At 71.7% G+C, this 26,228-nt stretch carries 26 protein-coding genes and 1 tRNA gene; 17 read left to right on the top strand and 10 right to left on the bottom strand.

The genetic code is table 11. From position 1 onward, the window contains the following. Positions 1-78: 78 nt before the first annotated feature. Together ACFRKB_RS36030 and ACFRKB_RS36035 are read right to left on the bottom strand one after the other, a co-directional pair. Positions 79-594, bottom strand: coding sequence for an FHA domain-containing protein FhaB/FipA (locus ACFRKB_RS36030; RefSeq protein WP_326611371.1), 516 nt, complete (start codon positions 592-594; stop codon positions 79-81). A 10-nt stretch (positions 595-604) separates the two neighbouring features. Beyond that, the gene (locus ACFRKB_RS36035) at positions 605-1,453 is read right to left on the bottom strand and encodes an FhaA domain-containing protein (RefSeq protein ID WP_383110830.1); all 849 of its coding nucleotides are present in this window, start codon (positions 1,451-1,453) and stop codon (positions 605-607) included. A gap of 315 nt (positions 1,454-1,768) precedes the next feature. On the opposite strand from ACFRKB_RS36035, the gene ACFRKB_RS36040 reads away from it, so the two are divergent. Next, positions 1,769-1,852, top strand: a tRNA-Leu gene (locus tag ACFRKB_RS36040). A gap of 252 nt (positions 1,853-2,104) precedes the next feature. On the opposite strand, the gene ACFRKB_RS36045 is transcribed toward ACFRKB_RS36040, so the two are convergent. Then, positions 2,105-2,722: an FMN-dependent NADH-azoreductase gene (locus ACFRKB_RS36045; protein ID WP_383110831.1), complete on the bottom strand. Its 618-nt coding sequence runs from the start codon at positions 2,720-2,722 to the stop codon at positions 2,105-2,107. Positions 2,723-2,843: 121 nt separating this feature from the next. On the opposite strand from ACFRKB_RS36045, the gene ACFRKB_RS36050 reads away from it, so the two are divergent. The 4 genes from ACFRKB_RS36050 (at position 2,844) to ACFRKB_RS36065 (ending at position 6,271) form a co-directional block, all read left to right on the top strand. Then, the gene (locus ACFRKB_RS36050; protein ID WP_383110832.1) at positions 2,844-3,194 is read left to right on the top strand and encodes a winged helix-turn-helix transcriptional regulator; all 351 of its coding nucleotides are present in this window, start codon (positions 2,844-2,846) and stop codon (positions 3,192-3,194) included. Between the two features lie 125 nt (positions 3,195-3,319). Further along, a complete protein-coding gene (locus ACFRKB_RS36055) occupies positions 3,320-4,822 on the top strand; it encodes a DUF2252 domain-containing protein (RefSeq protein WP_383110833.1) in 1,503 nt (500 codons plus the stop codon). A gap of 49 nt (positions 4,823-4,871) precedes the next feature. Continuing rightward, complete coding sequence (locus tag ACFRKB_RS36060) at positions 4,872-5,729, top strand: J domain-containing protein (protein WP_383110834.1); 858 nt, start codon at positions 4,872-4,874, stop codon at positions 5,727-5,729. A 197-nt stretch (positions 5,730-5,926) separates the two neighbouring features. Beyond that, entirely contained in the window at positions 5,927-6,271 is a 345-nt protein-coding gene (locus tag ACFRKB_RS36065) for a rhodanese-like domain-containing protein (RefSeq protein ID WP_383110835.1), read from the top strand. Positions 6,272-6,331: 60 nt separating this feature from the next. On the opposite strand, the gene ACFRKB_RS36070 is transcribed toward ACFRKB_RS36065, so the two are convergent. Genes ACFRKB_RS36070 through paaA form a run of 5 tightly spaced genes read right to left on the bottom strand, consistent with a single transcriptional unit; the run spans position 6,332 to position 9,991 of the window. Next, positions 6,332-7,396, bottom strand: a complete 1,065-nt coding sequence (locus tag ACFRKB_RS36070; protein ID WP_383110836.1) for a 2Fe-2S iron-sulfur cluster-binding protein — start codon at positions 7,394-7,396, stop codon at positions 6,332-6,334. Continuing rightward, positions 7,397-7,954 (bottom strand): 1,2-phenylacetyl-CoA epoxidase subunit PaaD, encoded by a 558-nt coding sequence (gene paaD, locus ACFRKB_RS36075; protein WP_383110837.1) that lies wholly within the window; start codon positions 7,952-7,954, stop codon positions 7,397-7,399. Then, positions 7,948-8,679 carry a 1,2-phenylacetyl-CoA epoxidase subunit PaaC gene (gene paaC / locus ACFRKB_RS36080; protein WP_383110838.1) on the bottom strand — a complete coding sequence of 244 codons (732 nt, stop codon included), beginning with the start codon at positions 8,677-8,679 and terminating at the stop codon, positions 7,948-7,950. Before paaC ends, paaD begins: the two co-directional genes overlap by 7 nt. Beyond that, on the bottom strand, positions 8,676-8,966 hold the full coding sequence (gene paaB / locus ACFRKB_RS36085; RefSeq protein ID WP_030350928.1) for a 1,2-phenylacetyl-CoA epoxidase subunit PaaB: 291 nt from the start codon (positions 8,964-8,966) through the stop codon (positions 8,676-8,678). Before paaB ends, paaC begins: the two co-directional genes overlap by 4 nt. Continuing rightward, a complete protein-coding gene (gene paaA / locus ACFRKB_RS36090) occupies positions 8,963-9,991 on the bottom strand; it encodes a 1,2-phenylacetyl-CoA epoxidase subunit PaaA (protein ID WP_383110839.1) in 1,029 nt (342 codons plus the stop codon). Before paaA ends, paaB begins: the two co-directional genes overlap by 4 nt. Positions 9,992-10,032: 41 nt before the next feature. Between paaA and ACFRKB_RS36095 the strand changes: the two genes are divergently transcribed. The 3 genes from ACFRKB_RS36095 to ACFRKB_RS36105 are packed head-to-tail and all read left to right on the top strand — an operon-like array spanning position 10,033 to position 12,943. Next, positions 10,033-10,815 carry a DUF5819 family protein gene (locus ACFRKB_RS36095; RefSeq protein WP_383110840.1) on the top strand — a complete coding sequence of 261 codons (783 nt, stop codon included), beginning with the start codon at positions 10,033-10,035 and terminating at the stop codon, positions 10,813-10,815. Next, a complete protein-coding gene (locus tag ACFRKB_RS36100) occupies positions 10,812-12,116 on the top strand; it encodes an HTTM domain-containing protein (RefSeq protein WP_383110841.1) in 1,305 nt (434 codons plus the stop codon). Before ACFRKB_RS36095 ends, ACFRKB_RS36100 begins: the two co-directional genes overlap by 4 nt. A gap of 38 nt (positions 12,117-12,154) precedes the next feature. After that, positions 12,155-12,943, top strand: coding sequence for a TrmH family RNA methyltransferase (locus ACFRKB_RS36105; protein ID WP_383110842.1), 789 nt, complete (start codon positions 12,155-12,157; stop codon positions 12,941-12,943). An 87-nt stretch (positions 12,944-13,030) separates the two neighbouring features. On the opposite strand, the gene paaN is transcribed toward ACFRKB_RS36105, so the two are convergent. Continuing rightward, positions 13,031-14,758 (bottom strand): phenylacetic acid degradation protein PaaN, encoded by a 1,728-nt coding sequence (paaN, locus tag ACFRKB_RS36110; protein WP_383110843.1) that lies wholly within the window; start codon positions 14,756-14,758, stop codon positions 13,031-13,033. Positions 14,759-14,974: 216 nt separating this feature from the next. Between paaN and ACFRKB_RS36115 the strand changes: the two genes are divergently transcribed. Together ACFRKB_RS36115 and ACFRKB_RS36120 are read left to right on the top strand one after the other, a co-directional pair. Next, a complete protein-coding gene (locus ACFRKB_RS36115) occupies positions 14,975-16,495 on the top strand; it encodes a 3-hydroxyacyl-CoA dehydrogenase (protein ID WP_383110844.1) in 1,521 nt (506 codons plus the stop codon). After that, on the top strand, positions 16,492-17,097 hold the full coding sequence (locus ACFRKB_RS36120) for a TetR/AcrR family transcriptional regulator (RefSeq protein WP_383110845.1): 606 nt from the start codon (positions 16,492-16,494) through the stop codon (positions 17,095-17,097). Before ACFRKB_RS36115 ends, ACFRKB_RS36120 begins: the two co-directional genes overlap by 4 nt. A gap of 64 nt (positions 17,098-17,161) precedes the next feature. On the opposite strand, the gene ACFRKB_RS36125 is transcribed toward ACFRKB_RS36120, so the two are convergent. Continuing rightward, positions 17,162-17,704, bottom strand: a complete 543-nt coding sequence (locus tag ACFRKB_RS36125; RefSeq protein ID WP_383110846.1) for an Lrp/AsnC family transcriptional regulator — start codon at positions 17,702-17,704, stop codon at positions 17,162-17,164. Positions 17,705-17,892: 188 nt separating this feature from the next. On the opposite strand from ACFRKB_RS36125, the gene pdhA reads away from it, so the two are divergent. The 7 genes from pdhA (at position 17,893) to ACFRKB_RS36160 (ending at position 26,151) form a co-directional block, all read left to right on the top strand. Next, positions 17,893-19,119 (top strand): pyruvate dehydrogenase (acetyl-transferring) E1 component subunit alpha, encoded by a 1,227-nt coding sequence (pdhA, locus tag ACFRKB_RS36130; RefSeq protein ID WP_383110847.1) that lies wholly within the window; start codon positions 17,893-17,895, stop codon positions 19,117-19,119. Next, entirely contained in the window at positions 19,116-20,120 is a 1,005-nt protein-coding gene (locus ACFRKB_RS36135; protein ID WP_383110848.1) for an alpha-ketoacid dehydrogenase subunit beta, read from the top strand. The genes pdhA and ACFRKB_RS36135 overlap by 4 nt, the downstream gene beginning before the upstream one ends. Continuing rightward, positions 20,120-21,544 (top strand): dihydrolipoamide acetyltransferase family protein, encoded by a 1,425-nt coding sequence (locus ACFRKB_RS36140; protein WP_383110849.1) that lies wholly within the window; start codon positions 20,120-20,122, stop codon positions 21,542-21,544. The genes ACFRKB_RS36135 and ACFRKB_RS36140 overlap by 1 nt, the downstream gene beginning before the upstream one ends. A gap of 101 nt (positions 21,545-21,645) precedes the next feature. Next, positions 21,646-22,521, top strand: coding sequence for an NTP transferase domain-containing protein (locus tag ACFRKB_RS36145; protein ID WP_365976386.1), 876 nt, complete (start codon positions 21,646-21,648; stop codon positions 22,519-22,521). Beyond that, positions 22,518-24,038, top strand: coding sequence for a molybdopterin molybdotransferase MoeA (locus ACFRKB_RS36150; protein WP_383110850.1), 1,521 nt, complete (start codon positions 22,518-22,520; stop codon positions 24,036-24,038). Before ACFRKB_RS36145 ends, ACFRKB_RS36150 begins: the two co-directional genes overlap by 4 nt. A gap of 20 nt (positions 24,039-24,058) precedes the next feature. Next, positions 24,059-25,114 (top strand): potassium channel family protein, encoded by a 1,056-nt coding sequence (locus ACFRKB_RS36155; protein WP_383110851.1) that lies wholly within the window; start codon positions 24,059-24,061, stop codon positions 25,112-25,114. A gap of 47 nt (positions 25,115-25,161) precedes the next feature. Further along, entirely contained in the window at positions 25,162-26,151 is a 990-nt protein-coding gene (locus ACFRKB_RS36160; RefSeq protein WP_383110852.1) for an NAD(P)H-quinone oxidoreductase, read from the top strand. Positions 26,152-26,228 lie beyond the last annotated feature (77 nt).

The following is a 26,228-nucleotide window of genomic DNA, read 5'->3' on the forward strand; positions in this document are numbered from 1 at the left end:
CACCCTCCGGTCGGGAGCCGGCCGCGGTCCGCCGTGGGTACCGCCGCGGCTCGCTCGCTCCGCTCGCTCATTGTCGTACTACTTCCGCAGCTCGATGACGGTCTTGCCGATGCGGATCGGAGCGCCAAGCGCGATCGGTGTCGGGGTCGTGAGCCGGGTCCGGTCGAGATACGTGCCATTGGTGGAGCCGAGGTCCTCGACGATCCACTGGCCGTCACGGTCCGGGTAGATCCTGGCATGCCTGCTGGACGCGTAGTCGTCGTCCAGCACGATCGTCGAGTCGTGCGCGCGGCCCAGCGTGATGGTCTGCCCCTGGAGCGCCACCGTGGTGCCGGTGAGGCTGCCCTCGGACACGACGAGCTTGGTGGGGGCTCCTCGGCGCTGCCGGCCCCCCTGCTGCTGCTGGCGCTGCTGGGGCGGCGCCGGTGTCTGGCGTGCCTGCTGCGGTCGGGCGTCGGCGTTGCGGCGTGAGCCGCGCTGCGTGACGCGTGTTCCGAACAGGTCGCTGCGGATGACCTGTACGGCCACGATCACGAACAGCCACAGAACGGCCAGAAAACCTAGCCGCATGACCGTCAGGGTCAGCTCTGACATTGCCCCCGCTTCACCCTTCGGCTTGCCTGTAAACGATGGTGGTGTTGCCCACGACGATCCGCGAGCCGTCGCGGAGCGTAGCGCGGGTGGTGTGCTGTCCGTCTACCACGATGCCGTTGGTCGACCCGAGATCCTGGATGGTCGAGGGTGTTCCTGTCCGGATCTCGCAGTGCCTGCGCGATACACCGGGGTCGTCGATCCGTACGTCCGCGTCGGTGCTGCGGCCCAGGACGAGCGTCGCACGGGAGATCTGGTGGCGGGTGCCGTTGATCTCGATCCAGCGGCGCGCCTGGCCGTGCGGCGGCGCGCCGGGGCCAGGGGCCGGGGGGCGGTTCGCCGCGGGCGCGTGGCCGCCGCCGGGAGGCGGGGCGGCCGGCATGGGAGGAACCGCGGCGGGCGGGTACCCGTAACCGCCGGGTGCACCGCCCCGCGGGGATACGGGCGCCGGAGGGCCCGCGGGAGCGCGCTCGGGCGCCTGGGAAGTGCTCGACGCCAGTGTGCGGCTGCGGACGCGGTACAGGCCGGTGTCGAGATCCTCGGCCTTCTCCAGATGGACCTTGATCGGGCCCATGAAGGTGTAGCGCTGCTGCTTCGCGTAATCGCGGACGAGTCCGGACAGTTCGTCGCCGAGCTGGCCGGAGTACGGGCTGAGACGCTCGTAGTCGGGCGTGCTCAGCTCCACGATGAAGTCGTTGGGTACGACGGTCCGCTCGCGGTTCCAGATCGTTGCGTTGTTGTCGCATTCGCGCTGGAGGGCACCCGCGATCTCGACGGGCTGGACCTCGGACTTGAACACCTTCGCGAAGGTGCCATTGACCAAACCTTCGAGACGCTGTTCGAAACGCTTCATGACTCCCATGGGGCACCTCCTCCGTAGTGGCCGTCCTGGTACTGCTTACTGATCGTATCCACGCGTCGGGAAATCGGCTGGTTCCCCTTGTCTGCCCCGTCGATGAGTGTCACCTCTCACACGGATCGTAGAGGCGGCCTGACGCCAGTGTCCCGCACCCGGGGTGCACTCAGGAGGAGTGGGGGGCGGCCGCTGTCCGTTCCCTGTTCCGCGGCCGGGTCCCCGAAACAAACGGATGTGAACCCACCCTCCGCACCGTGCTAATCTTCTCGATGTCGCCAGGAGCACACACCAGCAGGTGAGGCACCGAACGACACACCCAATGCGCGGGTGGCGGAATAGGCAGACGCGCTGGATTCAGGTTCCAGTGCCCGAAAGGGCGTGGGGGTTCAACTCCCCCCTCGCGCACAGATGGAAGCCCCGTAGGTCATCGACCTACGGGGCTTCTTCGTCGTGTCTGTCGTCGTGTCCGGGTGTGAGACATGCCTCCCCGCGGGCGGGGTGCCGGGGGAGGCATGGCTGTGTGAACGCTGTGCGCGTGGGCGCGTCGCGCGCTCTGGGGCCGTGAGCCGGAGAGCTGGGTGCCGGAGGGCCGCGTCCCGGAGGGCTGCGTGCCGGAGCGCTGGGTGCCGGAGGGCCGTGCGCCGGAGGGCTCTGTGCTCAGGCGGCGAGGCGGGTGGCGAGGGCCTTGGCCTTCTGGGTGGCCTCTTCTTCCGCCTTGGCGCGGGACGCCTCGGCGAGCGGGATCAGATCGGCCATGCCCGGGTTCGTGTGGGCCAGGGTGAGCTCGGGGACGATGAAGTCGATCTGGGTGGTGCCGAACATGTTGGACAGCACCTTCTCCAGATAGTTCTGGACGAACTCGCAGTCCTCGCGCGGGGTGCCGGCGGCGTACGAACCGCCGCGGCTGGCGACGATCGTGAACGGGGTGGCGGCCAGCGGGGCGTCGGGGATGCCCGCGTTGTGGCCGACGATGATCACCTGGTCGAGCCATGCCTTCAGGGTGGACGGGATCGTGAAGTTGTACATCGGCGCGCCGATCAGCACGGCGTCCGCCTCGGCCAGTTCGGCGGCCAGTTCCGCGCGCAGCGCGTCGTCCGCGCCCGCTGCGGCGGCCGCGACGTTCAGGTGGGGCAGCGGGGTGGCGGCGAGGTCGCGGTAGACGACCTTGCCCTCGGGGTGCTGCTCCCGCCAGGACTGGACGAAGGAGGCGGTGATGTCGCGCGAGGCGGAGCCTTCGGGGAAGACGGCGGAGTCGAGGTGCAGAAGCGTGGCCATTGGGGGTCTCCATGAGGGGTGGCGTATGACGGCGAACGGACAGAACTTCCGTTCGCTCCTATGAATAACATAGTCGCTTACTTTTTTTCACCTCACCTCGGGAAACCAGTACTCTATGCGTATGGCGGACCACACTGAGGACGCGTGCAAGAAGGTCGACGTGGGCATCACGCGCGTCTTCGAGCTGCTCGGCAAGCGGTGGACCGGGCTGATCATCTCCGTACTGATGGAACGGGCGGTCTACTTCGCGGAGCTGCGCCGTGCGATCCCGGGCATCAGCGAGCGCATGCTCTCGGACAGGCTCACGGAGCTGGGGGCGGCGGGGCTGGTGGTGCGTGAGGTCGATGAGGGGCCGCCGCTGCGGGTCTCGTACCGGCTGACAAAGGCGGGCGCCGCGATGGAACCCGCGCTGAAGGAGCTGTCGCTGTGGGCCGAATCCCATCTGGGAGGGGTCTCGGAGGGCGGCTGTTAGGCCCCCTGTCCACAGGGCCGGCGGGTGAGCGGTCCGGCGTTATCCACAGGGGGAGACGGCGGTTGGGCCCGGCGGTAACGTCGTGTGCGGTTGATCTCGCACGAGTACGGGGGAGGCGGCACGCCATGGGCGATGTCGGGTCGGCGGAGGGCAAGCCGCGCACGGTTCCGGGGGGCTCTGGGGTTTCTGGGTTCTCTGAGGATTCGGGGAGCGAGCGCATTCCGGTGGTGCCGGGTTTCGCGCCGCGTACGGCCGTGGGCGGGGCGGAGACGCCCAAGGGCCGGGGGAAGGCGCTGCGGCGACGGGTGCCGAGGTCCGCGCACGACTCGGTGGTGTTCACGGCGGGGCGGCCCGACGCGGTGCGTACCGTCGAGGAGTCGAGCCGGGGCAGGGTGCCCGAGCTGGCGCCACTGCGGGTGGGGCGGATGGCCGCGACGCCGTTCGCCTTTCTGCGGGGCTCCGCAGGGCTGATGGCCCACGATCTGACGGGCACCCCCGTCACCGGCGTCGGCGCGCAGATCTGCGGTGACGCGCACGCGGCGAACTTCGGTCTGTACGGCGACGCGCGCGGCCGGCTCGTCATCGATCTCAATGACTTCGACGAGACCGTGGTCGGCCCCTGGGAGTGGGACGTCAAGCGGCTCGCGACCTCACTGGTGCTGGCCGGCCGCGAGGCGGGCGCGGACGAGGACACCTGCCGGCAGGGGGCGCACGACGCGGTGGGCGCCTACCGGCGCACGATGCGGCTGCTGGCGAAGCTCCCCGCGCTCGACGCGTGGAACGCCATCGCGGACGAGGAGCTGGTCTCGCACGCCGACGCCCGCGATCTGGCCGGCACGCTGGAGCGGGTCTCGGAGAAGGCGCGCAACAACACGAGCGCGCGGTTCGCCGCCAGGTCCACCGAGACCGTGCCCGACGGGGGCGGGGACGGCGGCAGGGCCGCGCCGCGGCGGTTCGTGGACGCGCCGCCCGTCCTGCGGCGGGTGCCCGACGAGGAGGCCGCGGCGGTCGCCGCCTCGCTGGGGGAGTATCTGGGCACTCTCTCGGAGGACCGGCTGCCGCTGCTCGCGCGGTACGCGATCCACGATGTGGCGTTCCGGGTGGTCGGCACCGGCAGTGTCGGGACGCGGTCGTATGTGGTGCTGCTCCTCGACCACCGGGGCGAGCCGCTGGTGCTCCAGGTCAAGGAGGCGCGGGCCTCCGCCCTGCTGCCCCATCTAGCGGCCGTCGGATTCGAGCCGCCCGAGGTGGTCCACGAGGGGCGCCGCGTGGTGCTCGGGCAGAAGCGGATGCAGGTGGTCAGCGACAACCTGCTGGGGTGGACGACGGTCCTGGGCAGGCCCTGTCAGGTACGGCAGTTCAGGAACCGCAAGGGGAGCGTGGACCCGGCGGCGCTCCCGGCCGACCAGATAGACGACTACGCACGGATGACCGGCGCGCTGCTGGCCAGGGCCCATGCGCACAGCGTGGACCCGCGGCTGATCGCCGGGTACTGCGGCAAGAGCGAGGAGCTGGACGGGGCCGTGGCGGCGTTCGCCATGGCGTACGCGGACCGTACGGAGGAGGACCACGCCGAGCTGCTCGCGGCCGTCAGGAGCGGGCGGATCGCGGCCGAGCTGGGGGTGTGACGGGCCGGGACGGGGCGGGGGCCACCGCGTTCGCCCTTACGCTGGACGGGTGATGCACGACGCCCCTGGGGAGCCGACGATCCGAAACGACGACGAGCAGGACGTACGAGACGCGCCGGACGCGGGGGCGGCGGCGCGTCCGGAGGCCCGGCTGGAGACGGCCGTGCGCGCCGCCGAGCAGGCGCTGATCGAGTTCGAGATCGCGCTGGAGACCTTCCGGATCGAGGTGGAGAACTTCTCCCGCCTGCACCACCAGCGGCTCGGTCCGATGTACGCCCGGCTCGATGAGCTGGACGCGCTGATCGCCGAGGCGCGTGCGGCACGCACCGGCGACCCCGAGGATCTGCGCAAGGCGCGCGAGGCCCGTGCGCTGGTGCAGCCGATGCCGGGTGTGGAGGAGCTGTTCCACGACTGGCTCGACTCCGACGGTCTGTCGCCGGAGGCCGCGGCGATGCTGACGGATCAGCCGGTGCGGCCGCCCAAGCGGGTCAGGCCGAGCGACGAGGCCCGCAAGCTCTACCGCGATCTGGTGCGGAAGGCGCATCCGGATCTGGCGCAGGACGAGAAGGAGCGGGCACGGCGTGAGGAGTTCCTCACACGCGTCAACGCCGCCTATGCGCGTGGGGACGAGCCGCTGCTCCAGGAACTCGTCGCGGAGTGGGCGGCGGGGCCGGCGCCGGAGGCTCCCCGGCTGAGCGAGAGCGAGGAGCTCTACGCCCGGCTGGAGTGGCTGGCGCAGCGCAAGGAGATGCTGACGGTGGTCGCCAAGGAGCTGGAGGAGAGCGCGATCGGCGCGATGCTCAGGATGGCCCCGGACGACCCGGACCGGCTGCTGGAGGAGATCGCCGAGCAGCTGCTCGCGGAGGTCTCCGAGCGTGAGACGGAACTGGCCAGGCTGGTGCAGTAGGTTTTTCGGAGCCCCCGGCCGGGAGTCCGCTGATCCGGTCGGGAGCCCCTGGGACCGGTCGGGAGTCCTTCCGGGCCGGTCAGAGGCCCCCGTTCCGGGCGAGGGCCGCGAGGCCGGTCCTGGTCCCGGTCCGGACTCCGCCCGCCCCGGTCACACCCGGTCACGCCCGGTCACGTACGAGAGAGAAGGCACAGCCCATGAACTTCGCCCCGCTGCCCTCGGTCGATGCCGCGGCGGTCCCTGCCGACGGCCTGGTGCTGGATGTCCGGGAGAACGACGAGTGGACGGCCGGCCATGTCGAGGGTGCGCTGCATGTCCCGATGAGCGACTTCGTGGCCCGCTTCGGAGAGGTGACCGAGGCGGTGGCCGAGGGGCGCAGGGCCTATGTCATGTGCCGGGTCGGCGGCAGGTCCGCTCAGGTCACCCAGTATCTGGTCCAGCAGGGCGTCGACGCGGTGAACGTGGACGGCGGGATGCTCGCCTGGGACGGCGCCGGGCGTCCGATGGTCACCGACAACGGCAGCCCGGCGTTCGTCCTCTGAGACGCGCCTGGGACCCGCCTGAGACCCGCCCCAGGGCGCTTCCAGGGCGGGGAGTGAGTCTCAGCGGTCGAAGTCCAACTCCACTTCGGCGGTGGCCGGATGGGACTGGCAGGCCAGCACATAGCCCGCTTCCGTCTCTTCCGGTTCGAGCGCGAAGTTGCGGTCCATCCTGACCTCGCCCGAGACCAGGAACGCGCGGCAGGTCCCGCAGACCCCGCCCTTGCACGCGTACGGCGCGTCCGCGCGGCTGCGCAGGACGGTCTCCAGCAGGGAATCCCCGTCCCTGACCGGCCAGTTGCCCGAGCGGCCATGGAGGGTCGCGGTGAGCGTGCTGTGCGCGGGGGCCGGCGCGGCGGCCGGGCCCGGCGCCGCCGTGGTCATGGCGACCGTGTCGTCGACATGGAAGATCTCCTGGTGGATACGGTCGCGGGTCACTCCGAGACCGCGCAGCGCCCGTTCGGCGCCGGCCACCAGCCCCAGCGGGCCGCAGAGGAACCACCCGTCGACGTCGGCCACCGGCAGCAGCGCCGGCAGCAGTCCGGTCAGCCGCTCGCGGTCCAGCCGGCCGGACGGCAGCCCCGCCTGCTGCTCCTCCCGGGAGACCACGCTGACCAGCTGGAACCGGTCCGGATAGCGGTCCTTGAGGTCGGCGACCTCCTCCAGGAACATCGTGGACGCGACGGTCCGGTCACTGCGGACCAGACAGAACCGGGCTCCGGGCTCCCGCGCGAGCAGGGTGGCCGCGATGGACAGCACCGGCGTGATGCCGCTGCCGCCGACGACCGCCGCGAAGTGCCCGGCACGCGGCTCCAGCGTGAAGCGGCCTGTCGGCTCCATGACGTCGACCATGTCGCCCACGGCGAGTTCCTTGAGGGCGTACGTCGAGAACTCGCCGCCCTCGATCAGCCGGATCCCCACCCGCAGCACGGGATCGGCTCCCGCGGGCGCGCAGATCGAGTACGTACGCCTGATCTCCTCGCCCTGCGCGCCGGTACGGCGCAGAGCGATGTGCTGGCCGGGGGTGTGCCGGAAGGACGCGCGCAGCTCGGGCGGGACGGCGAAGGTGACGGCCACCGCGTCGTCCGTGAGCGGCTCGACCTCGCTGACGCGGAGCGGATGGAACATCTACAACTCCTTGAAGTGGTCGAACGGTTCACGGCAGGCCGCGCAGCGGCGCAGCGCCTTGCACGCGGTGGAGGAGAACCTGCTCAGCAGCTCGGTGTCGGTCGAGCCGCAGTGCGGGCAGCGGATCGAGAGCGAGAGCGGTACGGGCCCGTCCGCGGTGCCCGGGCGGGGCGGCGCTATGCCGAACTCCGCGAGCTTGCGCCGGCCCTCGGCGCTGATGTCATCCGTCGACCAGGCCGGGGAGAGGACCGTGACGACCGAGACGTCCGGTATTCCGCGTTCGCGCAGCACGCGCTCGATGTCCTCGGACATCGTCTCGATCGCCGGGCAGCCCGTATACGTGGGGGTCAGCTCGACCCGGACCGTTCCGGGGCCCGACATCACGACCGTACGCAGCACGCCCAGCTCTTCCAGCGTCAGCACCGGCAGCTCGGGGTCGGGCACCGCGCCGGCGAGCGCGCGCAGCTCGGCCTCCAGCGCGGTCGGGTGCGTATCGCCGGAAGCGCCCGAAGTGGCCGGGGCGGCGGGAGCGGGCCGGGAGCCCGTGCCGGTCACCATGACGCCCCCGGGTGGCTGCGGTGCAGATGCTGCATCTCGGCGAGCATCGGCCCGAACGGCTCCGTGTGCAGCCCCTGCCGGCCCGCGCCCGCCCGCCAGGCGCCGGTGCGGGGCCCGTCCGGCAGCGTCAGCGTCGCCCGCTCCAGCACATCGGCGACGGATGCGCGCCAACTGTCCTCCAGGGCTTGCCAGTCGACCGCCAGCCCCTCCACCGGCTCGAACATCTCGCCGGTGTACCGCCACAGCGCCCCGCAGGCCCGCGCCATGCGCTCATGGCTCTCGGCCGTGCCGTCGCCGAGCCGCAGCGTCCAGTGCGCGGCGTGGTCCTGGTGGTACGCGACTTCCTTGACGGCCTTGGCCGCGAGAGCGGTGAACGCGCTGTCCCCGGCGGCCAGCTGCCGGTACAGGAAGAGCTGGTAGGTGGAGAAGTAGAGCTGGCGGGCGATCGTCTGCGCGAAGTCGCCATTGGGCTGTTCGACCAGCTGGAGATTGCGGAAGGCCCGCTCCTCGCGCAGATAGGCCAGCTCGTCCTCGTCCCCGACGAGGGAGAGCAGGATGCGTGCCTGTCCGAGCAGGTCCAGCGCGATATTGGCGAGCGCGACCTCCTCCTCCAGCACGGGCGCGTGTCCCGCCCACTCCCCCAGCCGGTGCGAGAGCACCAGCGCGTCATCGCCGAGCGCGAGGGCCGCTGCCCGGGGCGGGGCCGTCACCGGAGCGTCGTTCACAGGTGCTTCACCCCTTCCGGGATCTCGTAGAAGGTCGGGTGCCGGTACGGCTTGTCGGCGGCCGACGCGAAGAACGGGTCCTTCTCGTCGGGGGAGGAGGCGGTGATGGCCGAGGACGGGACGACCCAGATCGACACGCCTTCGTTGCGCCGGGTGTAGAGATCGCGGGCGTTGCGCAGAGCCATCTCCGCGTCCGGCGCGTGCAGGCTTCCCGCGTGGGTGTGGGACAGCCCGCGGCGGGAGCGTACGAACACCTCCCACAGCGGCCAGTCGGTCGAGCTGCTCATGCCGTCGCCTCCATCATCCGGACCCCGTCTTCCGCGTCTTCCGCCGGCACGCCGCCGGCGTCACGCTTCGTCGCGTACGCCGCCGCCGCGTCCCGTACCCAGGCACCCTCTTCGTGCGCCCGGCGGCGCTGGGTGATGCGCTGTTCGTTGCAAGGGCCGTTCCCCTTCAGGACCTCGCGGAACTCGGACCAGTCGATGGCGCCGAAGTCATGCCGGCCCCGCTCCTCGTTCCAGCGGAGATCGGGGTCGGGGAGGGCCAGCCCGAGGGCCTCGGCCTGCGGGACACAGATGTCCACGAAGCGCTGGCGCAGCTCGTCGTTGGAATGCCGCTTGATCTTCCAGGCCATGGACTGCGCGGAGTGCGCCGACTCGTCGTCCGGCGGGCCGAACATCATCAGCGACGGCCACCACCAGCGGTTCACCGCGTCCTGCGCCATCTCGTGCTGCGCCGGGGTCCCGTTGCTGAGCGCGAGCAGCAGCTCGTACCCCTGCCGCTGGTGGAAGGACTCCTCCTTGCAGATCCGGACCATCGCGCGGGCGTACGGACCGTACGAGCAGCGGCACAGCGGCACCTGGTTGGTGATCGCCGCGCCGTCCACGAGCCAGCCGATCGCGCCGACATCGGCCCAGGTCAGCGTCGGATAGTTAAAGATCGACGAGTACTTCTGGCGGCCGGCGTGAAGCTTGTCGAGCAGCTCCTCGCGGCCGGTGCCCAGCGTCTCGGCCGCGCTGTACAGATACAGGCCGTGTCCCGCCTCGTCCTGCACCTTGGCCATCAGGATCGCCTTGCGGCGCAGTGACGGCGCGCGCGAGATCCAGTTCGCTTCCGGCTGCATGCCGATGATCTCGGAGTGGGCATGCTGCGCGATCTGGCGGACCAGAGTGGCGCGGTACGCCTCGGGCATCCAGTCGCGCGGCTCGATGCGCTCATCGGCGGCCACCGCGGCGTCGAACGCCGCCTCGAACCCCTCCGCCGTCGTCTCCATCGTCGCCTCCGCAGCTGTCCCCGCGGTCACTGCCGTCATCCGAGCCCCCTACCGACCGATCGTTCGGTTCATGGACTTCAATGGTGGGTCGGCGGCCCGTAGGGTGTCAACCGCTGTGGATAACTGACTGTGGCACCAACGGGGATCGGGGCGGGATGGATTCGTACGACGACGAGGGTGTGCCGGCCGGGCCACCGCCGGGCGCGGGGATAGCCGGCCTCTCCCTGCGCTACCAGGTGGCGGCCGCCGTGGCCCTCGCTGTCATAGGGGTGCTGGCCTGCACCCATGTGGCCATGGTGTTCCTGCATGTCGCCCCGTCGAACACGCTCACCAAGCAGCACGGCGAGACCGTCGACGGCTGGGTCTACCCCGAGTTCGAACAGAACTGGAAGCTCTTCGCGCCCAACCCGCTCCAGCAGAACGTCGCCGTCCAGGCGCGCGCCGAGGTCGAGGCCCCGGACGGCACGCGCAGGACCACCGGCTGGATCGATCTCTCCGCCGAGGACGGCGCCGCCATCCGCGGCAATTTCCTGCCCAGCCATGTCGACCAGAACGAGCTGCGCCGGGGCTGGGACTTCTTCGTCGGAGCCCGCGACGACAAGAACCGTCCCAACGGTCTGCGCGGGCAGCTCTCCGAGAGCTATATCCGCCGCATAGTGATGCTGCGCCTGGAGGACCACAATCTGGGCGGTTCCGTGGAACGCCTCCAGCTCAGGTCCGCCACGACCTCCATCGCGGCCCCTTCCTGGAGCAAGGAGAAGGTGAATACGCGCCCGTTCTACCGGGTCTTTCCCTGGTGGACGGTGAACGCGTCCGATCTTCCCGGGGGCGTACGGAACGGCCGTACGGAGGCGGGCGAATGAGCGAGCGGGTGGAGCATCAGCGGACTGGCCGGCCGGGCGGGGTGCCGGAGGGGCCGGGTGGCCGGAGCGCTAAGCGGGTCACCTTCGACCGCTGGGTGGCCCGCGGTATCCAGCGCGTCACCGCCGGCCCTCTCGGCCGGTACCAGAGCGCCGTCGTCCGGATCGGGTTCGCCGGCACCTGGCTGCTCTTCCTGCTGCGCGAGCTGCCCCAGCGCCATGAGCTGTACGGCCCCGACTCCCCGTGGGGCTGGGAGCTGGCCCGGCAGCTGATCGCCAAGAACGGTGCCTTCACCGGGCTGATGTGGTCGGACAGCACGGTGTGGTTCGAGATCGTGTACGCCGTCGCCGTGCTGTCCAGCGCGCTGCTGATGGTCGGCTGGCGCACCCGCACGATGTCCGTGGTCTTCATGTTCGGCGTGCTGTCGTTGCAGAACCGCTCCATCTTCATGGGCGACGGCGGCGACAACATCATCCATCTGATCGCGATCTATCTGGTCCTGACGCGGTGCGGTCAGGTCTGGTCGCTGGACGCCAGGCGGGCGGCGCGCGCCGCCAGCAGGGAAGCCGATGCCGTACCCGAGGGCGGCGCACCGGAGCGCGCCGTACCGGACCGTGTCGGACCGGTCCTGTGGGTCGTTCTCGGAGGGTTCCTCCTCGTCGGCACATGGCTGGACCAGGTCCATGTCGAGCTGTGGATGCTGATCCTGTTCTGGGGACTCTGGGTCGCGCAGGGCCTGTGGTGGACGGCGAACCGGTACGCGCCCCACGGCGAGCCCCGCGCCCTGCTCGACATCCTCGCCAACCTTGTCCACAATGCCGGACTCGCCGTGATCATGGCGGAGGTCTGTCTCGTCTACGCCACCGCCGGCTGGTACAAGATCCAGGGCTCGCGCTGGCAGGACGGCACCGCGCTGTACTACCCGCTCAAGCTGGACTACTTCTCGCCCTGGCCGGATCTCTCCGGGCTGCTGGCCTCCAGCGGCGTCATGGTGATGCTGCTCAGCTACGGCACGGTCATGGTGCAGGTCGCCTTCCCGTTCACGCTCTTCAACCGCCGCGTCAAGAACGTGCTGCTGGTCGCGATGATGCTGGAGCACGCGGGCATCGCCGTACTGCTCGGGCTGCCGTTCTTCTCGCTCGCCATGATCGCCGCCGACGCGGTGTTCCTGCCGACGAACTTCCTGCGCTGGCTCGGCGGCCGGGTCGCGGGCCTGCGGGACCGGCTCTTCCGCCAGCGGGGCAAACCGCTGCCGGAGCAGCGGAGCGAGAGTCCTGACCAGCCCCGGACTCTCGTCGGCTGAACTGCCTGGTCACCGAGGGCACGCCGTACTCTGAGGCGATGAACGACGCTGATGCCGCCCTCGCCGTACGGCAATGGCGCGAGGCCGGCCCCGACCTGGTGGTGCTCGACGGCTTCCACGCGCTGAAACACGCCCTCCGGTTCGGGGCGGACGTACGGTCGGCCGTCACGAGCGACAAGGACTCCGCCCTGGCCCTGGCGGCGGAACTGGCCGGTGATCTGACCGACGTGTTCAAGGAGTCCGTCGTACAGATACCGGCCCCTGTCCTGCGGGAACTGGTGCCGCGGGTCCACGCCACGCAGATCGCCGCGCTGGCGGTCAGACGCGGTCGCCGGACCAACCTGGACGCGCTGTCGGCGCTGCCCCGTCCGTCTCCCGTCGTCGTCCTGGACAACCCGCGCAATCTGGGGAACGTCGGGGCCGTCGTGCGGCTCGCCGCCGGGTTCGGGGCGACCGGGGTGATCACGACCGGCGATCTGGACCCCTGGCACGCGAACGCCGTACGCGCCGGCGCCGGGCTCCACTTCGCCACCGCCGTCGAGCGGCTCGCTCCCGCCGACTTCCCTCCGGGACCGCTGTACGCACTCGACCCGGAGGGCGACGACATCCGGTCCGTGACCATCCCCGATGGCGCGCTGCTCGCCTTCGGCTCCGAGCGGCACGGGCTCTCGGCGGACGTCCGGAGCCGGGCCACCCGGCTGCTGTCGCTCCCGATGCGACCGCAGGTGTCCAGCTACAACCTCGCCACCAGCGTGGCCATGACGCTGTTCCACTGGGGCGGGCCTGCCGCGGGCACGGAAGGGCAGTCGGCGCCGCCCGCCCCCTGACCGGCGGGCGGCGCCCAGGCCCCAGGCCCCGGGCCGGACCTCGCGAGACCGGGGCCTCACGAGACCGGGGCCTCACGAGACCGGGCCTCACGCCTGGCGGCGTACCTCCACCATCCGGAAGCGGTTCGCCACGAACGCCGCGTCACAGAGGGCCGCGTTCGCCGCCGGGTTGCCTCCGGAGCCGTGGAAGTCCGAGAAGGCCGCCGTCTGGTTCACATACACCCCTCCCGTGAGGTTCAGCGAGAGCTGCGCGGACTCCTCCAGACAGACGTCCTCGATCGCGCGCTCCGTCTCGCGCGACGTCGTGTACGCGCCGACCGTCATCGCGCCCTTGTCGCGTACCGTGCGCCGCAGCAGCTCCAGCGCGTCCTCCGTCGAGTCCACGGCGACCGCGAAGGACACCGGGCCGAAGCACTCCGCGAGATACGGCAGCTCCGCGTCGGCGGCGCCCCCGGCCGCGCCTTCCCATGCCTTCTCCCAGGCCTTGCGGGCGCCGTCGGCCTTCACGATCGCGGGCGTACGGACCACCGCGTCCGGGAAGTCCGGGTTGGTGATCTCCCGCGAGGCGAGCGCGACGTCCCCGAGCCCGCCCGCCGCGTCGAGACGGGCCTTCACCTCGGGGTTGACCAGCGCGCCCAGGAGCGCGTTGGCGCGGGCGTCGTCGCCCAGCAGCCCGCTCACCGAGGCCGCGAGATCGGCCACCACCTCGTCGTACGACTTCTCGCCCGCGTCCGTCGCGATGCCGTCCCGGGGGATCAGCAGATTCTGCGGGGTGGTGCACATCTGGCCGCTGTACAGCGAGAGCGAGAACGCGAGATTGGAGAGCATCCCCTTGTAGTCGTCGGTGGAGTCGATCACGACGGTGTTGACGCCGGCCTTCTCCGTGTACACCTGCGCCTGGCGGGCGTGGGTCTCCAGCCAGTCGCCGAAGGCGGTGGAGCCGGTGTAGTCGATGATCCGGACCTCGGGGCGCACGGCCAGCGTCTTGGCGATGCCCTCGCCGGGCCGCTCCACGGCCAGGGCGACCAGATTCGGGTCGAAGCCGGCTTCGGCGAGCACCTCGCGGGCCACCCGGACCGTCAGCGCCAGCGGCAGGACCGCCCGCGGGTGCGGCTTGACCAGCACCGGATTGCCGGTGGCCAGGGAGGCGAACAGGCCCGGGTAGCCGTTCCACGTCGGGAAGGTGTTGCAGCCGACCAGCAGCGAGATCCCGCGCGCCGCCGCCGTGAAGGTCTTCCGCAGCTCAAGAGGGTCCCGCTTGCCCTGCGGCTTGGACCAGTCGGCCTCGGCCGGCGTACGGACCTGCTCCTGATACGCGTACGCCACGGCCTCCAGGCCGCGGTCCTGGGCATGCGGCCCGCCCGCCTGGAACGCCATCATGAACGCCTGCCCGCTGGTGTGCATCACCGCGTGCGCGAACTCGTGCGTACGGGCGCTGATCCGGGCCAGGATCTCCAGACAGACCAGCGCCCGCGTCTCGGGCCCGGCCTCGCGCCACGTGCCCATCCCCGCGCGCATGGCGGGCAGCAGGACCTCCACGTCCGCGTGCGGATACTCGACCTCCAGCGCCGGGCCGTAGGGCGAGACCTCGCCAGCCGTCCAGCCGTCCGTCCCGGGCTGGCCCAGCTCGAAGCGGGTCCCGCGCAGCGCCTGGAAGGCGGCGAGCCCGTCCGCCGGGGCGGTCTCCCCGTACCCCTTGGGGTGCTCGGGATGCGGGGACCAGTAGGCGCGGGTGCGGATCGCGTCGAGAGCCCGGTCGAGCGTGGGCCGGTGCTTGTCGGAGAGCTGCTGGGGACTGAGCTGGGCGGCGGCCATGACGGACCCACTCCTCGGTCGGGCTGAGCATCAGAGACACGGACAGGGACATGAACTGGCGGACAGAGTTAGAGTAACCGAACGATCGGTCGGGACAAGGGTGCCCGGCGAACCTGTGCATAACTCGTCCGTACTCGTCCAAGACTCGTCCGTGGACCACCCGTCTGTGGACAACCGGTTCACTCAGTGGCTCACTCATACGGGAGGATTGCGTCCATGACAGCAATCGAGCCCGGCCGCGTCGTCGCGGTCGTCGGCACCGGCACGATGGGGCAGGGCATAGCCCAGGTGGCGCTGGTCGCGGGCCATCCCGTACGGCTCTACGACGCCGTGCCCGGCCGTGCGGAGCAGGCCGCCACCGCCCTCGCCGGGCGCCTCGACCGGCTGGTCGAGAAGGGCCGGCTCGACGCCGTGGCCTGCGACGCCGCGCGCGCCCGGCTGCATCCGGCCCGGGACCTCGCCGAGCTGGCGGACGCCGCGCTCGTGGTCGAAGCCGTCCTGGAGGAACTTTCCGTCAAGCGGGAGCTGTTCGCGGCGCTGGAGGACATCGTCGCCGACGACTGTCTGCTCGCCACCAACACCTCCTCCCTCTCCGTCACGGCCGTCGCGGGCGCGCTGCGCCACCCCGGCCGGTTCGTGGGACTGCACTTCTTCAACCCCGCCCCGCTGCTGCCGCTCGTGGAGGTCGTCAGCGGCTTCGCGACCGACGAGACGGCCGCGGCGCGCGCCCACGCGACGGCGCTGGCCTGGGGAAAGACCCCGGTGCGCTGCGCCGACACCCCCGGCTTCATCGTCAACCGCATCGCCCGCCCCTTCTACGCGGAGGCGCTGCGCGTCTACGAGGAGCGCGCCGCCGGCCCCGCGACCATCGACGCCGTCCTCCGGGAGTGCGGCGGCTTCCGGATGGGCCCCTTCGAGCTGACCGATCTGATCGGCCAGGACGTCAACGAGGCCGTCACCCGGTCGGTCTGGGAGTCCTTCTTCCAGGACCCGAAGTTCACGCCGTCGCTCGCGCAGCGCCGGCTGGTGGAGTCGGGGCGGCTCGGGCGCAAGTCGGGCCGGGGGTGGTACGCGTACGGCGAGGACGCGCCCCAGGCGGCCGCGCACACGGCGGGGCCCGAGAAGGCGCCCGCGTCCGTCACCGTGCGGCGCGAGCTGTTCGCGGCGGACGCGCTGCCGGGCCTGATCGAGGCAGCGGGGATCGGCGTCACCCGTAAGGACGACGCGGTTCCCGGCTACCCCGGCTGGATCGAACTGTCCGACGGCACGCGTCTCTTCCTGGCGGACGGCTCGGCCGCCGACGACGCGGGGATGCCCGTCATCCACTTCGATCTGGCGCTGGACTACCGGGAGGCGACGCGGATCGCCCTCGCGCCCGCCGCCCGGGTGGCGGAGACGGCCCTGAAGGAGGCCATCGGCCTCTTCCAGGCGCTGGGCAAGGACGTCAGCGTGATCGGCGACCTCCCGGGCCTGATCGTGGCCCGTACGGTCGCGATGCTCGTGGACTTCGCGCTCGACGCGGCGGCGCGCCAGGTGGCGTCCCCCGAGGACATCGACCTCGCGATGCGGCTCGGTGTCAACTACCCGCGCGGACCCCTCGACTGGGGCGACCGGCTCGGCGCGCGGTGGGTGCTCGACATGCTGGAGGCGCTGCACGAGGAGTACCCCACGGGCCGCTACGCCCCCTCCCAGGCACTGCGCCGCCTGGCCGCCGCGCAGGAGGACGACGCGTCATGACCACCGCGAAGCGCGACACCTATACGCCGGAGACCCTGCTGACCGTCGCCGTCCGTGTCTTCAACGAGCGCGGGTACGACGGCACCTCCATGGAGCATCTCTCCAAGGCGGCCGGGATCTCCAAGTCCTCGATATACCACCACGTCGTGGGCAAGGAGGAGCTGCTGCGCCGTGCGGTCAGCCGCGCCCTGGACGGCCTCTTCGGGATCCTCGAAGAGGAAGGGGCCACGCGCGGACGGGCCATCGGGCGGGTGGAGTACGTGACCCGCCGTACGGTCGAGGTGCTGATCGCGGAGCTGCCGTATGTGACGCTGCTGCTGCGGGTCAGGGGCAATACCCAGACCGAGCGCTGGGCGATGGAGCGGCGGCGCGAGTTCGACCAGCGGGTCGCCGATCTGCTGAAGGCCGCCGCGGCGGACGGCGATCTGCGCGCCGACATGGACATCAGACTGGCGACCCGGCTGCTCTTCGGCATGGTCAACTCGCTGGTCGAGTGGTACCGGCCGCACGCGCCGGGCGGCTATGACCGCGACCAGGTGGCGGAGGCGGTCGTACGGCTGGCCTTCGACGGGCTGCGGACCGACGCCCAGCAGGGCCTGTAGCGGCGGCCTCCTTCTGGAGCTTCAGAGCTCTTGAAGCTCTTGAAGCTCTTGAAAAGGGGGCCGTCTACGACGGAGGGGGCCCGTTCAGGTCCGTCTCCTCGAAGACCAGCAGCGTGCGGGTGGAGAGCACCTCGGGGATGGACTGGAGCCTGGTCAGGACCAGCTCCCGCAGGGAGCGGTTGTCCGGGGCGTGCACCAGCAGGAGTACGTCGAAGTCGCCGCTGACCAGCGCGATATGGGTGGCCCCGGGCAGCTCCTGGAGCTGTTCGCGCACGGTGCGCCAGGAGTTCTGGACGATCTTCAGGGTGATGTACGCGGACGCGCCCTGGCCGGCGCGTTCATGGTTGACCCGCGCGCTGAAACCGCGGATCACGCCGTCGTCGATCAGCCGGTTGATCCGGGCGTACGCGTTGGCGCGCGAGACATGGACGCGCTCGGCCACCGACCGTATCGAGGCGCGGCCGTCCGCCCGCAGGATGCGCAGGATGTCCTGGTCGATGGCGTCCAGGGGGCGCGCCGGAAGCATGGCTTCCGTACCGCCGCCGCCTCTCTCGGCGCCGGGTCTGACCCCCACCCCGTCGATCTCCCGGTCCGTGCCGTCGGCCATTTGTTCAGCTCCCCTGTCTTCTCGGCTCCGCGCCATGGACGGCCTGCGTCCATCCCAGGCTGTGGAGAACCGTTTGTCCACAGGCTGGAGCCGCGTGTAGCCAAAATGCCCTCACGACCGAACAATCGGTAGGTGAGGCGTGCCACATCTTGGCACCCGTTCACCCGCTCCCACGAGGAGGTGCACGCGTGAAGGAAAGCAGTACGTCGGTCCAGGAACCGCCCGGTGCCGCGGGCCATCTGCCGCACCCGCCGCCGGCCTGGCGGCCGCGTACCGACCCCGCACCGCTGCTGCCCGACCCCGAGCCGTACCGCGTGCTGGGTACGGATGCCGCGGCCGGGGCCGACCCCGCCCTGTCGCTGCGGCTCTACGCCGAGCTGGTCCGCGGGCGCAGGTACAACACGCAGGCCACGGCGCTGACCAAGCAGGGCAGGCTCGCCGTCTACCCGTCGAGCACGGGCCAGGAGGCCTGTCAGGTCGCCGCCGCGCTGGTCCTGCGGGAGCAGGACTGGCTCTTCCCCAGCTACCGCGACACCCTCGCGGCCGTGGCGCGCGGGCTGGACCCCGTACAGGCGCTGACGCTGCTGCGCGGCGACTGGCACACCGGCTACGACCCGCACGAGCACCGGATCGCGCCGCTGTCGACACCGCTGGCCACCCAGCTGCCGCACGCCGTCGGCCTGGCGCACGCGGCCCGGCTCAAGGGGGACGATGTGGTCGCGCTCGCCCTCGTGGGCGACGGCGGCACCAGCGAGGGCGACTTCCACGAGGCGCTGAACTTCGCCGCCGTATGGCGGGCCCCGGTCGTCTTCCTCGTCCAGAACAACGGCTTCGCCATCTCCGTGCCCCTCGCCAAGCAGACCGCGGCGCCCTCCCTGGCCCACAAGGCCGTCGGGTACGGCATGCCGGGCCGGCTGGTCGACGGCAACGACGTGCTCGCGGTGCACACGGTCCTCGGCGAGGCCCTGGCGCGGGCCGGGCGCGGCGAGGGACCGACACTGGTCGAGGCCGTGACCTACCGCATCGAAGCGCATACGAACGCCGACGACGCCACGCGTTACCGGGCGGGCGACGAGGTCGAGATCTGGCGCGCGCACGACCCGGTCCGGCTGCTCGAACACGAGCTGACCGCGCGCGGGGTGCTCGACGAGGACGGCATCAGGAAGGCCGCCGAGGCCGCCGAGACGATGGCCGCGCGGCTGCGCGACCGGATGAACGCCGAGCCGGTGCTCGACCCCATGGCCCTCTTCGCGCACGTCTACGCGGATCAGACCACGCAGCTGCGTGAGCAGGCGGCCCAGCTCCGGGCCGAGCTGGAGGCCTCGGCCGAGGAAGGCTCCGGAGAAGGACCAGGAGAAGGACCGGGGGAACACTCCGGGAAGGGACACGCGGAAGGATCCGGTGAGGTGCGATGACCACCGTCGCGGTGAAGCCCGCCACCATGGCGCAGGCCCTGCGGCGCGCGCTGCGCGACGCGATGGCCGAGGACCCCTCCGTCCATGTCCTCGGTGAGGACGTCGGCACGCTCGGCGGGGTCTTCCGGATCACCGACGGGCTCGCGGCCGAGTTCGGCGACGACCGCTGTACGGACACCCCGCTCGCCGAGGCCGGCATCCTGGGGGCGGCCGTCGGGATGGCGATGTACGGGCTGCGGCCCGTCGTGGAGATGCAGTTCGACGCCTTCGCCTATCCGTCGTTCGAGCAGCTGATCAGTCATGTGGCGAAGATGCGGAACCGCACGCGGGGCGCGATGCCGCTGCCGATCACCGTGCGGGTGCCGTACGGCGGCGGGATCGGCGGGGTCGAGCACCACAGCGACTCCTCGGAGGCGTACTACATGGCGACCCCCGGCCTCCATGTCGTCACGCCCGCGACGGTCGACGACGCGTACGGGCTGCTGAGGGCCGCGATCGCCTCCGACGATCCGGTGATCTTCCTGGAGCCGAAGCGGCTCTACTGGTCGAAGGCCACGTGGTCGCCGGATGATCCGGCCGAGGTCGCTCCGGTCGGACGGGCCGTCGTGCGGCGCCGGGGGAGCAGCGCCACGCTGATCACCTACGGTCCTTCCGTGCCGGTCTGTCTGGAGGCGGCTGAGGCGGCCCGCGCCGAGGGCTGGGACCTGGAGGTCGTCGATCTGCGCTCACTGGTGCCGTTCGACGACGAGACGGTCGCGGCGTCCGTACGGCGCACGGGGCGGGCGGTCGTCGTCCACGAGTCCACCGGCTTCGGCGGACCCGGCGGGGAGATCGCCGCCCGCGTCACCGAACGCTGCTTCCACCACCTGGAGGCGCCGGTGCTGCGCGTGGCCGGATTCGACATTCCCTATCCGCCGCCCATGCTGGAGAGGCACCATCTTCCGGGAGTGGACCGGGTGCTGGACGCGGTCGCGCGACTCCAGTGGGAGACGGAGAGCTGATGGCCCAGGTGCTGGAATTCAAACTGCCGGACCTCGGGGAAGGGCTGACCGAGGCGGAGATCGTCCGCTGGCTGGTGTCGGTGGGGGATGTCGTCGCCGTCGATCAGCCGGTCGTCGAGGTCGAGACGGCCAAGGCGATGGTGGAGGTGCCCTGCCCCTACGGGGGCGTGGTGACCGCCCGCTACGGCGAAGAGGGCACGGAGCTGCCTGTCGGGGCGCCGCTGCTGACGGTGGCGGTGGGGGCGTCGGCACCGGCCGACGCGCCGACGGCGGCCCACCCGGCCCCCGAGCCGGCCGCTTCCCCGGCCCCCGCGCCCTCCCCCGCATCGGCTCCGGCCTCCGACGAGACATCGGGCAATGTGCTGGTCGGGTACGGCACGGGCGCTCCGGCGGCGCGCAGGCGCCGGGTCCGACGGGCGCCGATGAGCGGGTCCGCCGCTGCCCCCGCGCCCGCTCGTGAACCGCTGAACGGCGCGGCCGGGGCGGTCGCGGTCGTCTCCCCGCTGGTACGCAGGCTGGCCCGCGAGCACGGCGTCGATCTGCGCGAGCTGGCGGGCTCGGGGCGGGACGGGCTGATCCTGCGGTGCGATGTCGAGCAGGCGATCAGCCAGGGCGCCACACAGGCAGCACCCGCCGCCCCTGCCCCCGCCGCGGCCTCTGCCCCCGCCCCCGCCACGATCCGGACCCCGTCCCCGGCTCCTGCTCCGGTGCGGGCCACCCCGTCCGCGCGGCCCGGCGTCACCAGGGTGCCTCTGCGGGGCGTACGTGGCGCGGTCGCGGACAAGCTCTCCCGCAGCCGTCGTGAGATCCCGGACGCGACCTGCTGGGTCGACGCGGACGCCACGGAACTCATGGCCGCGCGCACCGCGATGAACGCGGCCGGAGGGGCCAAGATCTCGCTGCTCGCGCTGTTCGCCCGGATCTGCACGGCGGCCCTCGCCCGCCACCCCGAGCTGAACTCCACCGTGGACCTGGCGGCCCGGGAGATCGTGCGCCTGCCCGAGGTGCATCTCGGCTTCGCCGCGCAGACCGACCGCGGCCTGGTCGTCCCTGTCGTACGGGACGCGCACGCACGCTCCGCGGAGTCGCTGAGCGCCGAGTTCGCGCGGCTGACGGAGGCCGGCAGGGCGGGCACGCTCACGCCGGGCGAGCTGACCGGCGGGACGTTCACCCTCAACAACTACGGGGTGTTCGGGGTCGACGGCTCGACGCCGATCATCAACCATCCCGAGGCGGCGATGCTCGGGATCGGCAGGATCGTGCCCAAGCCATGGGTGTACGAGGGTGAGCTGGCCGTGCGTCAGGTCGTCCAGCTGTCGCTCACCTTCGACCACCGCGTCTGCGACGGCGGTACGGCGGGCGGCTTCCTGCGCTATGTGGCGGACTGCGTCGAACAGCCGGCGGTGCTGCTGCGCACGCTGTAGGCCGGGGCGAGCCCCCCAGGCCTGGGCATGAGTGAGGTGGTCGCTCGAAAACAGGCCACCTCGGGTGCTTCGGGCGTGCGGTCGCGGCCCATACTTCAGCCATGACCGCGTATGACGCCATCGTGCTCGCCGGAGGTGCCGCCAAGAGGCTCGGCGGCGCCGACAAGCCAGGGGTACGTGTCGGGGGCCGGTCGCTGCTCGACCGGGTGCTGGCGGCCTGCGAAGGGGCCGCCCGCACCGTGGTCGTGGGCGGCAGGCGGCCCACGGCGCGGCCGGTGCGCTGGGCGCGCGAGGATCCGCCCGGCGGCGGGCCGGTCGCCGCGCTCGACGCGGGGGTGCGGTGCGCCGAGGCGGACACCGTGCTCGTGCTCTCCGCGGATCTGCCGTTCCTGGGGGAGCCGACGGTGCGCCGCCTGATCGAGACGCTGGACAGAACCGGCCGGGAGGGGGCGCTGCTCACCGACGCCGAAGGCCGTGACCAGCCGCTGGTCGCCGCCTACCGTGCCGAGCCGCTCCGTCGTGAACTGGCCCTTCTGGCCACTGAGTACGGCAGTCTGCCCGGCCTGCCGCTCCGGTTGCTGGTGGAAGAACTCGACCTCGCCCGGGTCGACGCCGATCCGCTCGCCTCCTTCGACTGCGACACCTGGGAAGACATCTCCACAGCGCGGGCCAGGATCAGAGAGCATGGGACCGTGCTGGACGAATGGATCACCGCAGTCAAGGACGAACTCGGCATCGAGCTTGATGTCGACACCCATGTACTCCTCGATCTCGCCCGCGATGCCGCGCACGGCGTCGCCAGACCCGCCGCACCGCTGACGACCTTCCTGGTCGGTTACGCGGCGGCCAAGGCCGGCGGGGACGGTCCCGAAGCGGTCGCCGAAGCCGCCCGCAAGGCCGCGGCGCTCGCCGTGCGCTGGGCGGACGAGACGGAGGGCACCGACGGACCGGGCGCCAAGGGGGCCGACGCCGGATGACGGCCCAGGACCGCGAGGTCGACGGGTTCGACGACGCCCTGGCTCTGGTCGGCAGAGAGCCGGGCGCGAGGGGGGCGCCGGGACCGGCCATCGGCCCGGCCCGCGACCCGCAACACAGCCAGAGCCTGGGCGAGGGCCAGGAACGGGACCGTACCCGCGGCGCCGCACCCGGCCACGGCGCCGGCTTGCCTCCGGCCGCTCGGCACAGCGCCGAGCCGTGGGAGGCCGCCCGCGCCCTCGCGGCCCGCTCCGCGCAGTCGGTTCCGGCCGCCCGCGCCACCTCCGTACCTCTCGACCGGGCCGTGGGCCGGGCACTCGCCGAGCCACTGACCGCCCTCACCGACCTGCCGTCGTTCGACACCTCCGCCATGGACGGCTGGGCGGTCTCGGGGCCGGGCCCCTGGTCCGTGCGGCCCGTCAAAGGCTCGTCACGAGAACCCGTCAAAGGCTCTCCACGCACAGGGGCGACGGCCGACGCCCCCGGCGGCGAGGCCGCCGGCACCCCTGACCGCCGGGGCGCCGACGACCTCGGCATCCTGGCCGGCCATGGGGCGGTGGCGCCGCTCCCGGACGGCACGGCCGTACGCATCGCCACCGGCGCGCGGATCCCGGCCGACACGACTGCGGTGGTCCGCAGCGAGCATGCCCATACGGACAGCCGCGGCCGTCTCCACGCCGACCGCGAGGTGATCCCCGGGCAGGACATCAGGCCGCGCGGCCAGGAGTGCCGGACCGGCGACCGGCTGCTGCCCGCCGGCTCCCTGGTGACCCCGGCCGTCCTGGGGCTCGCGGCGGCGGCCGGCTATGACGAGCTGCTGACCGTCCCGCGCCCGCGCGTGGAGGTGCTGATCCTCGGCGACGAGCTGCTCACCGAAGGGCTGCCCCATGACGGGCTGATCCGCGACGCGCTGGGGCCGATGCTCGCGCCCTGGCTCCGTACGCTCGGCGCCGATGTCATCGCCACCCGCCGGATCCGCGACGAGGCCGAGGCGCTGTGCCGAGCGGTCACCGGATCCGAGGCGGATCTCGTCCTCACCACGGGCGGCACGGCCGCCGGCCCGGTCGACCATGTCCACCCGGTGCTCCACAAGACGGGCGCCGAGCTGCTGGTCGACGGGGTCGCCGTACGCCCCGGGCACCCCATGCTGCTGGCCCGGCTGGCCTCGGGGCGGCATCTGGTCGGGCTGCCCGGCAACCCGCTCGCCGCGGTCTCCGGACTGCTGACGCTCGCCGAGCCCCTGCTGCGTGCGCTGGCCGGCCGGGCTCCCCGGCCCCCGTACCGCGCACCGCTGCGGGACGCGGTGCATGGCCACCCGTACGACACCCGGCTGGTGCCGTTCGTGCACCATGACGAGGGCCTCGTACCGCTGCACTTCAACGGTCCCGCCATGCTGCGCGGCATCGCCGCCGCCGATGGACTCGCGGTCGTGCCGCCGGGCGGCGCGCGGTCCGGAGACGAACTGGAAGTTCTCGACCTGCCGTGGGCGGCAGCGGTCGATGGAGGGTGTTTCACGTGAAACTTCCGGGCCATGATGCGATGGCCAGGCACGCCGACGAACATCTCGTCTCGGCGCGGGTCAAGCTTCCGCGCCGTACGGCCGTACAGCCCCTGCGTCAGGTCACCAGACGGCTGTTGATGGCGCTGTTCGTCCTCGCCCTGACGGTCTTCATCGTCTATATCGACAGAACGGGTTATCACGACAACTCGGATAAGTCGGTCGATTTCCTTGACTCTGTCTACTACGCGACCGTCACGCTCTCGACGACGGGCTACGGCGACATCGTCCCGTACAGCGACGGCGCGCGGCTGGCCAATGTGCTGCTGGTGACCCCGCTGCGGGTGCTTTTCCTGATCATCCTGGTCGGTACGACTCTCGAAGTGCTCACGGAGCGCACCCGGGAGGAGTGGCGGCTGAACCGCTGGAGGTCCAACTTGCGCGACCACACCATCATCGTCGGCTTCGGCACCAAGGGGCGCTCGGCGATGCAGACCCTCTGTGCCACGGGTCTGAAGAAGGAACAGATCGTTATCGTCGACCCGTCCAGCAAGGTCATCGACGCGGCGAACGCGGAAGGGTTCGTGGGCGTGATCGGCGACGCGACCCGCAGCGATGTGCTGCTCCGCGCCGAGTTGCAGCGGGCGCGTCAGATAGTCATCGCCACCCAGCGCGACGATACGGCCGTGCTGGTGGCGCTGACCGCACGTCAGCTCAACCGTGCCGCGAAGATCGTCGCCGCCGTGCGCGAGGAGGAGAACGCACCGCTCCTGCGCCAGTCCGGGGCCGACGCGGTCATCACCAGCGCCAGCGCGGCCGGCCGGCTGCTGGGACTGTCCGTGCTCAGCCCGAGCGCGGGCACGGTGATGGAGGATCTGATCCAGCAGGGCAGCGGCCTCGACATCATCGAACGCCCCGTCATAAAGGCCGAGGTGGGCCGGAACGTACGGGAGACGGACGACCTCGTGGTGAGCGTGCTGCGCGGCCACCGGCTGATGGGGTACGACGACCCCGCCGCCAGCCCGCTCCAGCTGACCGACCGTCTGATCACCATCGTCCGGGCGCAGAGCCCCTCGGCGCCGGACAACTCGAACTGACCGTGCCCAGGGGCCGCTTCGCACCCCGCCGGAGTAGCCTCGCGGCCATGCATGCGATCACGATTCCGGAACCCGGTGGCCACGAGGCGCTTGTATGGGCCGAGGTGCCCGATCCCGTACCCGGCGAGGGCGAGGTGCTCGTCGAGGTGGCGGCGAGCGCCGTCAACCGCGCGGACCTGCTGCAACGGCAGGGCTTCTACGATCCCCCGCCCGGCTCCTCCCCCTACCCCGGCCTGGAGTGCGCGGGCACGATCGCCGCGCTCGGCCCGGGGGTCGCGGGCTGGGCCGTCGGCGACGAGGTGTGCGCGCTGCTGGCCGGCGGGGGGTACGCCGAGAAGGTCGCCGTCCCGGTCGGGCAGCTGCTTCCCGTGCCGAGCGGCCTGGACCTGGCCTCGGCCGCGGCGCTCCCCGAGGTCACCTGCACGGTCTGGTCGAACGTCTTCATGGTGTCGCATCTGCGGCCGGGCGAGACGGTGCTCCTGCACGGCGGGGCGAGCGGGATCGGCACGATGGCGATCCAGCTGGCCAAGGCGGTGGGCGCGCGGGTCGCGGTCACGGCGGGCGGTCCCGAGAAGCTGGCGCGCTGCGCCGAGCTGGGCGCGGACATCCTGATCGACTACCGCGAGCAGGACTTCGTGGAGGAGATCCGCAAGGCCACGGACGGCGCCGGTGCGGATGTCATTCTCGATATCGTCGGCGCGAAGTATCTGGAACGGAATGTGCGGGCCCTGGCCGTGAACGGCCGGCTGGCGGTGATCGGTCTCCAGGGCGGAACGAAGGCCGAGCTCAATCTGGGCGCCCTGCTGGGCAAGCGCGGTGCCATCACGGCGACCTCGCTGCGCGCCCGGCCGCTGGCCGAGAAGGCGGCGATCGTCGCGGCCGTACGCGAGCATGTCTGGCCGCTGATCGCCGACGGCCAGGTCCGTCCGATCGTGGACCGGACGCTGCCCATGGCGGAGGCGGCCGAGGCGCACCGGGCCCTGGAGGCGAGCACGCACGTCGGCAAGATCCTGCTGCTCACGTCGGCGAGCGCCTGAACCACGTTCACCGGCTGATCGCGCCCGCGAGCGCCTGATACGGGCCGCGGCCCGGCACACCGCACGGTGTGCCGGGC

The organism is Streptomyces scopuliridis (assembly GCF_042790125.1).
Lineage (GTDB): Bacteria > Actinomycetota > Actinomycetes > Streptomycetales > Streptomycetaceae > Streptomyces > Streptomyces scopuliridis_A.

Coding starts and splice junctions, on each gene's coding strand:
- ACFRKB_RS36030 (WP_326611371.1), bottom strand. CDS start 594: ATGTCAGAGCTGACCCTGACGGTCATGCGGCTAGGTTTTCTGGCCGTT.
- ACFRKB_RS36070 (WP_383110836.1), bottom strand. CDS start 7,396: ATGTTCCATCCGCTCCGCGTCAGCGAGGTCGAGCCGCTCACGGACGAC.
- ACFRKB_RS36150 (WP_383110850.1), top strand. CDS start 22,518: ATGACGGCCCAGGACCGCGAGGTCGACGGGTTCGACGACGCCCTGGCT.
- ACFRKB_RS36045 (WP_383110831.1), bottom strand. CDS start 2,722: ATGGCCACGCTTCTGCACCTCGACTCCGCCGTCTTCCCCGAAGGCTCC.
- ACFRKB_RS36140 (WP_383110849.1), top strand. CDS start 20,120: ATGGCCCAGGTGCTGGAATTCAAACTGCCGGACCTCGGGGAAGGGCTG.
- ACFRKB_RS36065 (WP_383110835.1), top strand. CDS start 5,927: ATGAACTTCGCCCCGCTGCCCTCGGTCGATGCCGCGGCGGTCCCTGCC.
- ACFRKB_RS36035 (WP_383110830.1), bottom strand. CDS start 1,453: ATGGGAGTCATGAAGCGTTTCGAACAGCGTCTCGAAGGTTTGGTCAAT.
- paaA (WP_383110839.1), bottom strand. CDS start 9,991: ATGACGGCAGTGACCGCGGGGACAGCTGCGGAGGCGACGATGGAGACG.
- ACFRKB_RS36105 (WP_383110842.1), top strand. CDS start 12,155: ATGAACGACGCTGATGCCGCCCTCGCCGTACGGCAATGGCGCGAGGCC.
- ACFRKB_RS36115 (WP_383110844.1), top strand. CDS start 14,975: ATGACAGCAATCGAGCCCGGCCGCGTCGTCGCGGTCGTCGGCACCGGC.
- ACFRKB_RS36135 (WP_383110848.1), top strand. CDS start 19,116: ATGACCACCGTCGCGGTGAAGCCCGCCACCATGGCGCAGGCCCTGCGG.
- ACFRKB_RS36100 (WP_383110841.1), top strand. CDS start 10,812: ATGAGCGAGCGGGTGGAGCATCAGCGGACTGGCCGGCCGGGCGGGGTG.
- ACFRKB_RS36050 (WP_383110832.1), top strand. CDS start 2,844: ATGGCGGACCACACTGAGGACGCGTGCAAGAAGGTCGACGTGGGCATC.
- ACFRKB_RS36120 (WP_383110845.1), top strand. CDS start 16,492: ATGACCACCGCGAAGCGCGACACCTATACGCCGGAGACCCTGCTGACC.
- ACFRKB_RS36125 (WP_383110846.1), bottom strand. CDS start 17,704: ATGGCCGACGGCACGGACCGGGAGATCGACGGGGTGGGGGTCAGACCC.
- ACFRKB_RS36160 (WP_383110852.1), top strand. CDS start 25,162: ATGCATGCGATCACGATTCCGGAACCCGGTGGCCACGAGGCGCTTGTA.
- paaD (WP_383110837.1), bottom strand. CDS start 7,954: ATGGTGACCGGCACGGGCTCCCGGCCCGCTCCCGCCGCCCCGGCCACT.
- ACFRKB_RS36055 (WP_383110833.1), top strand. CDS start 3,320: ATGGGCGATGTCGGGTCGGCGGAGGGCAAGCCGCGCACGGTTCCGGGG.
- paaB (WP_030350928.1), bottom strand. CDS start 8,966: ATGAGCAGCTCGACCGACTGGCCGCTGTGGGAGGTGTTCGTACGCTCC.
- ACFRKB_RS36095 (WP_383110840.1), top strand. CDS start 10,033: ATGGTGGGTCGGCGGCCCGTAGGGTGTCAACCGCTGTGGATAACTGAC.
- ACFRKB_RS36155 (WP_383110851.1), top strand. CDS start 24,059: ATGGCCAGGCACGCCGACGAACATCTCGTCTCGGCGCGGGTCAAGCTT.
- ACFRKB_RS36145 (WP_365976386.1), top strand. CDS start 21,646: ATGACCGCGTATGACGCCATCGTGCTCGCCGGAGGTGCCGCCAAGAGG.
- paaN (WP_383110843.1), bottom strand. CDS start 14,758: ATGGCCGCCGCCCAGCTCAGTCCCCAGCAGCTCTCCGACAAGCACCGG.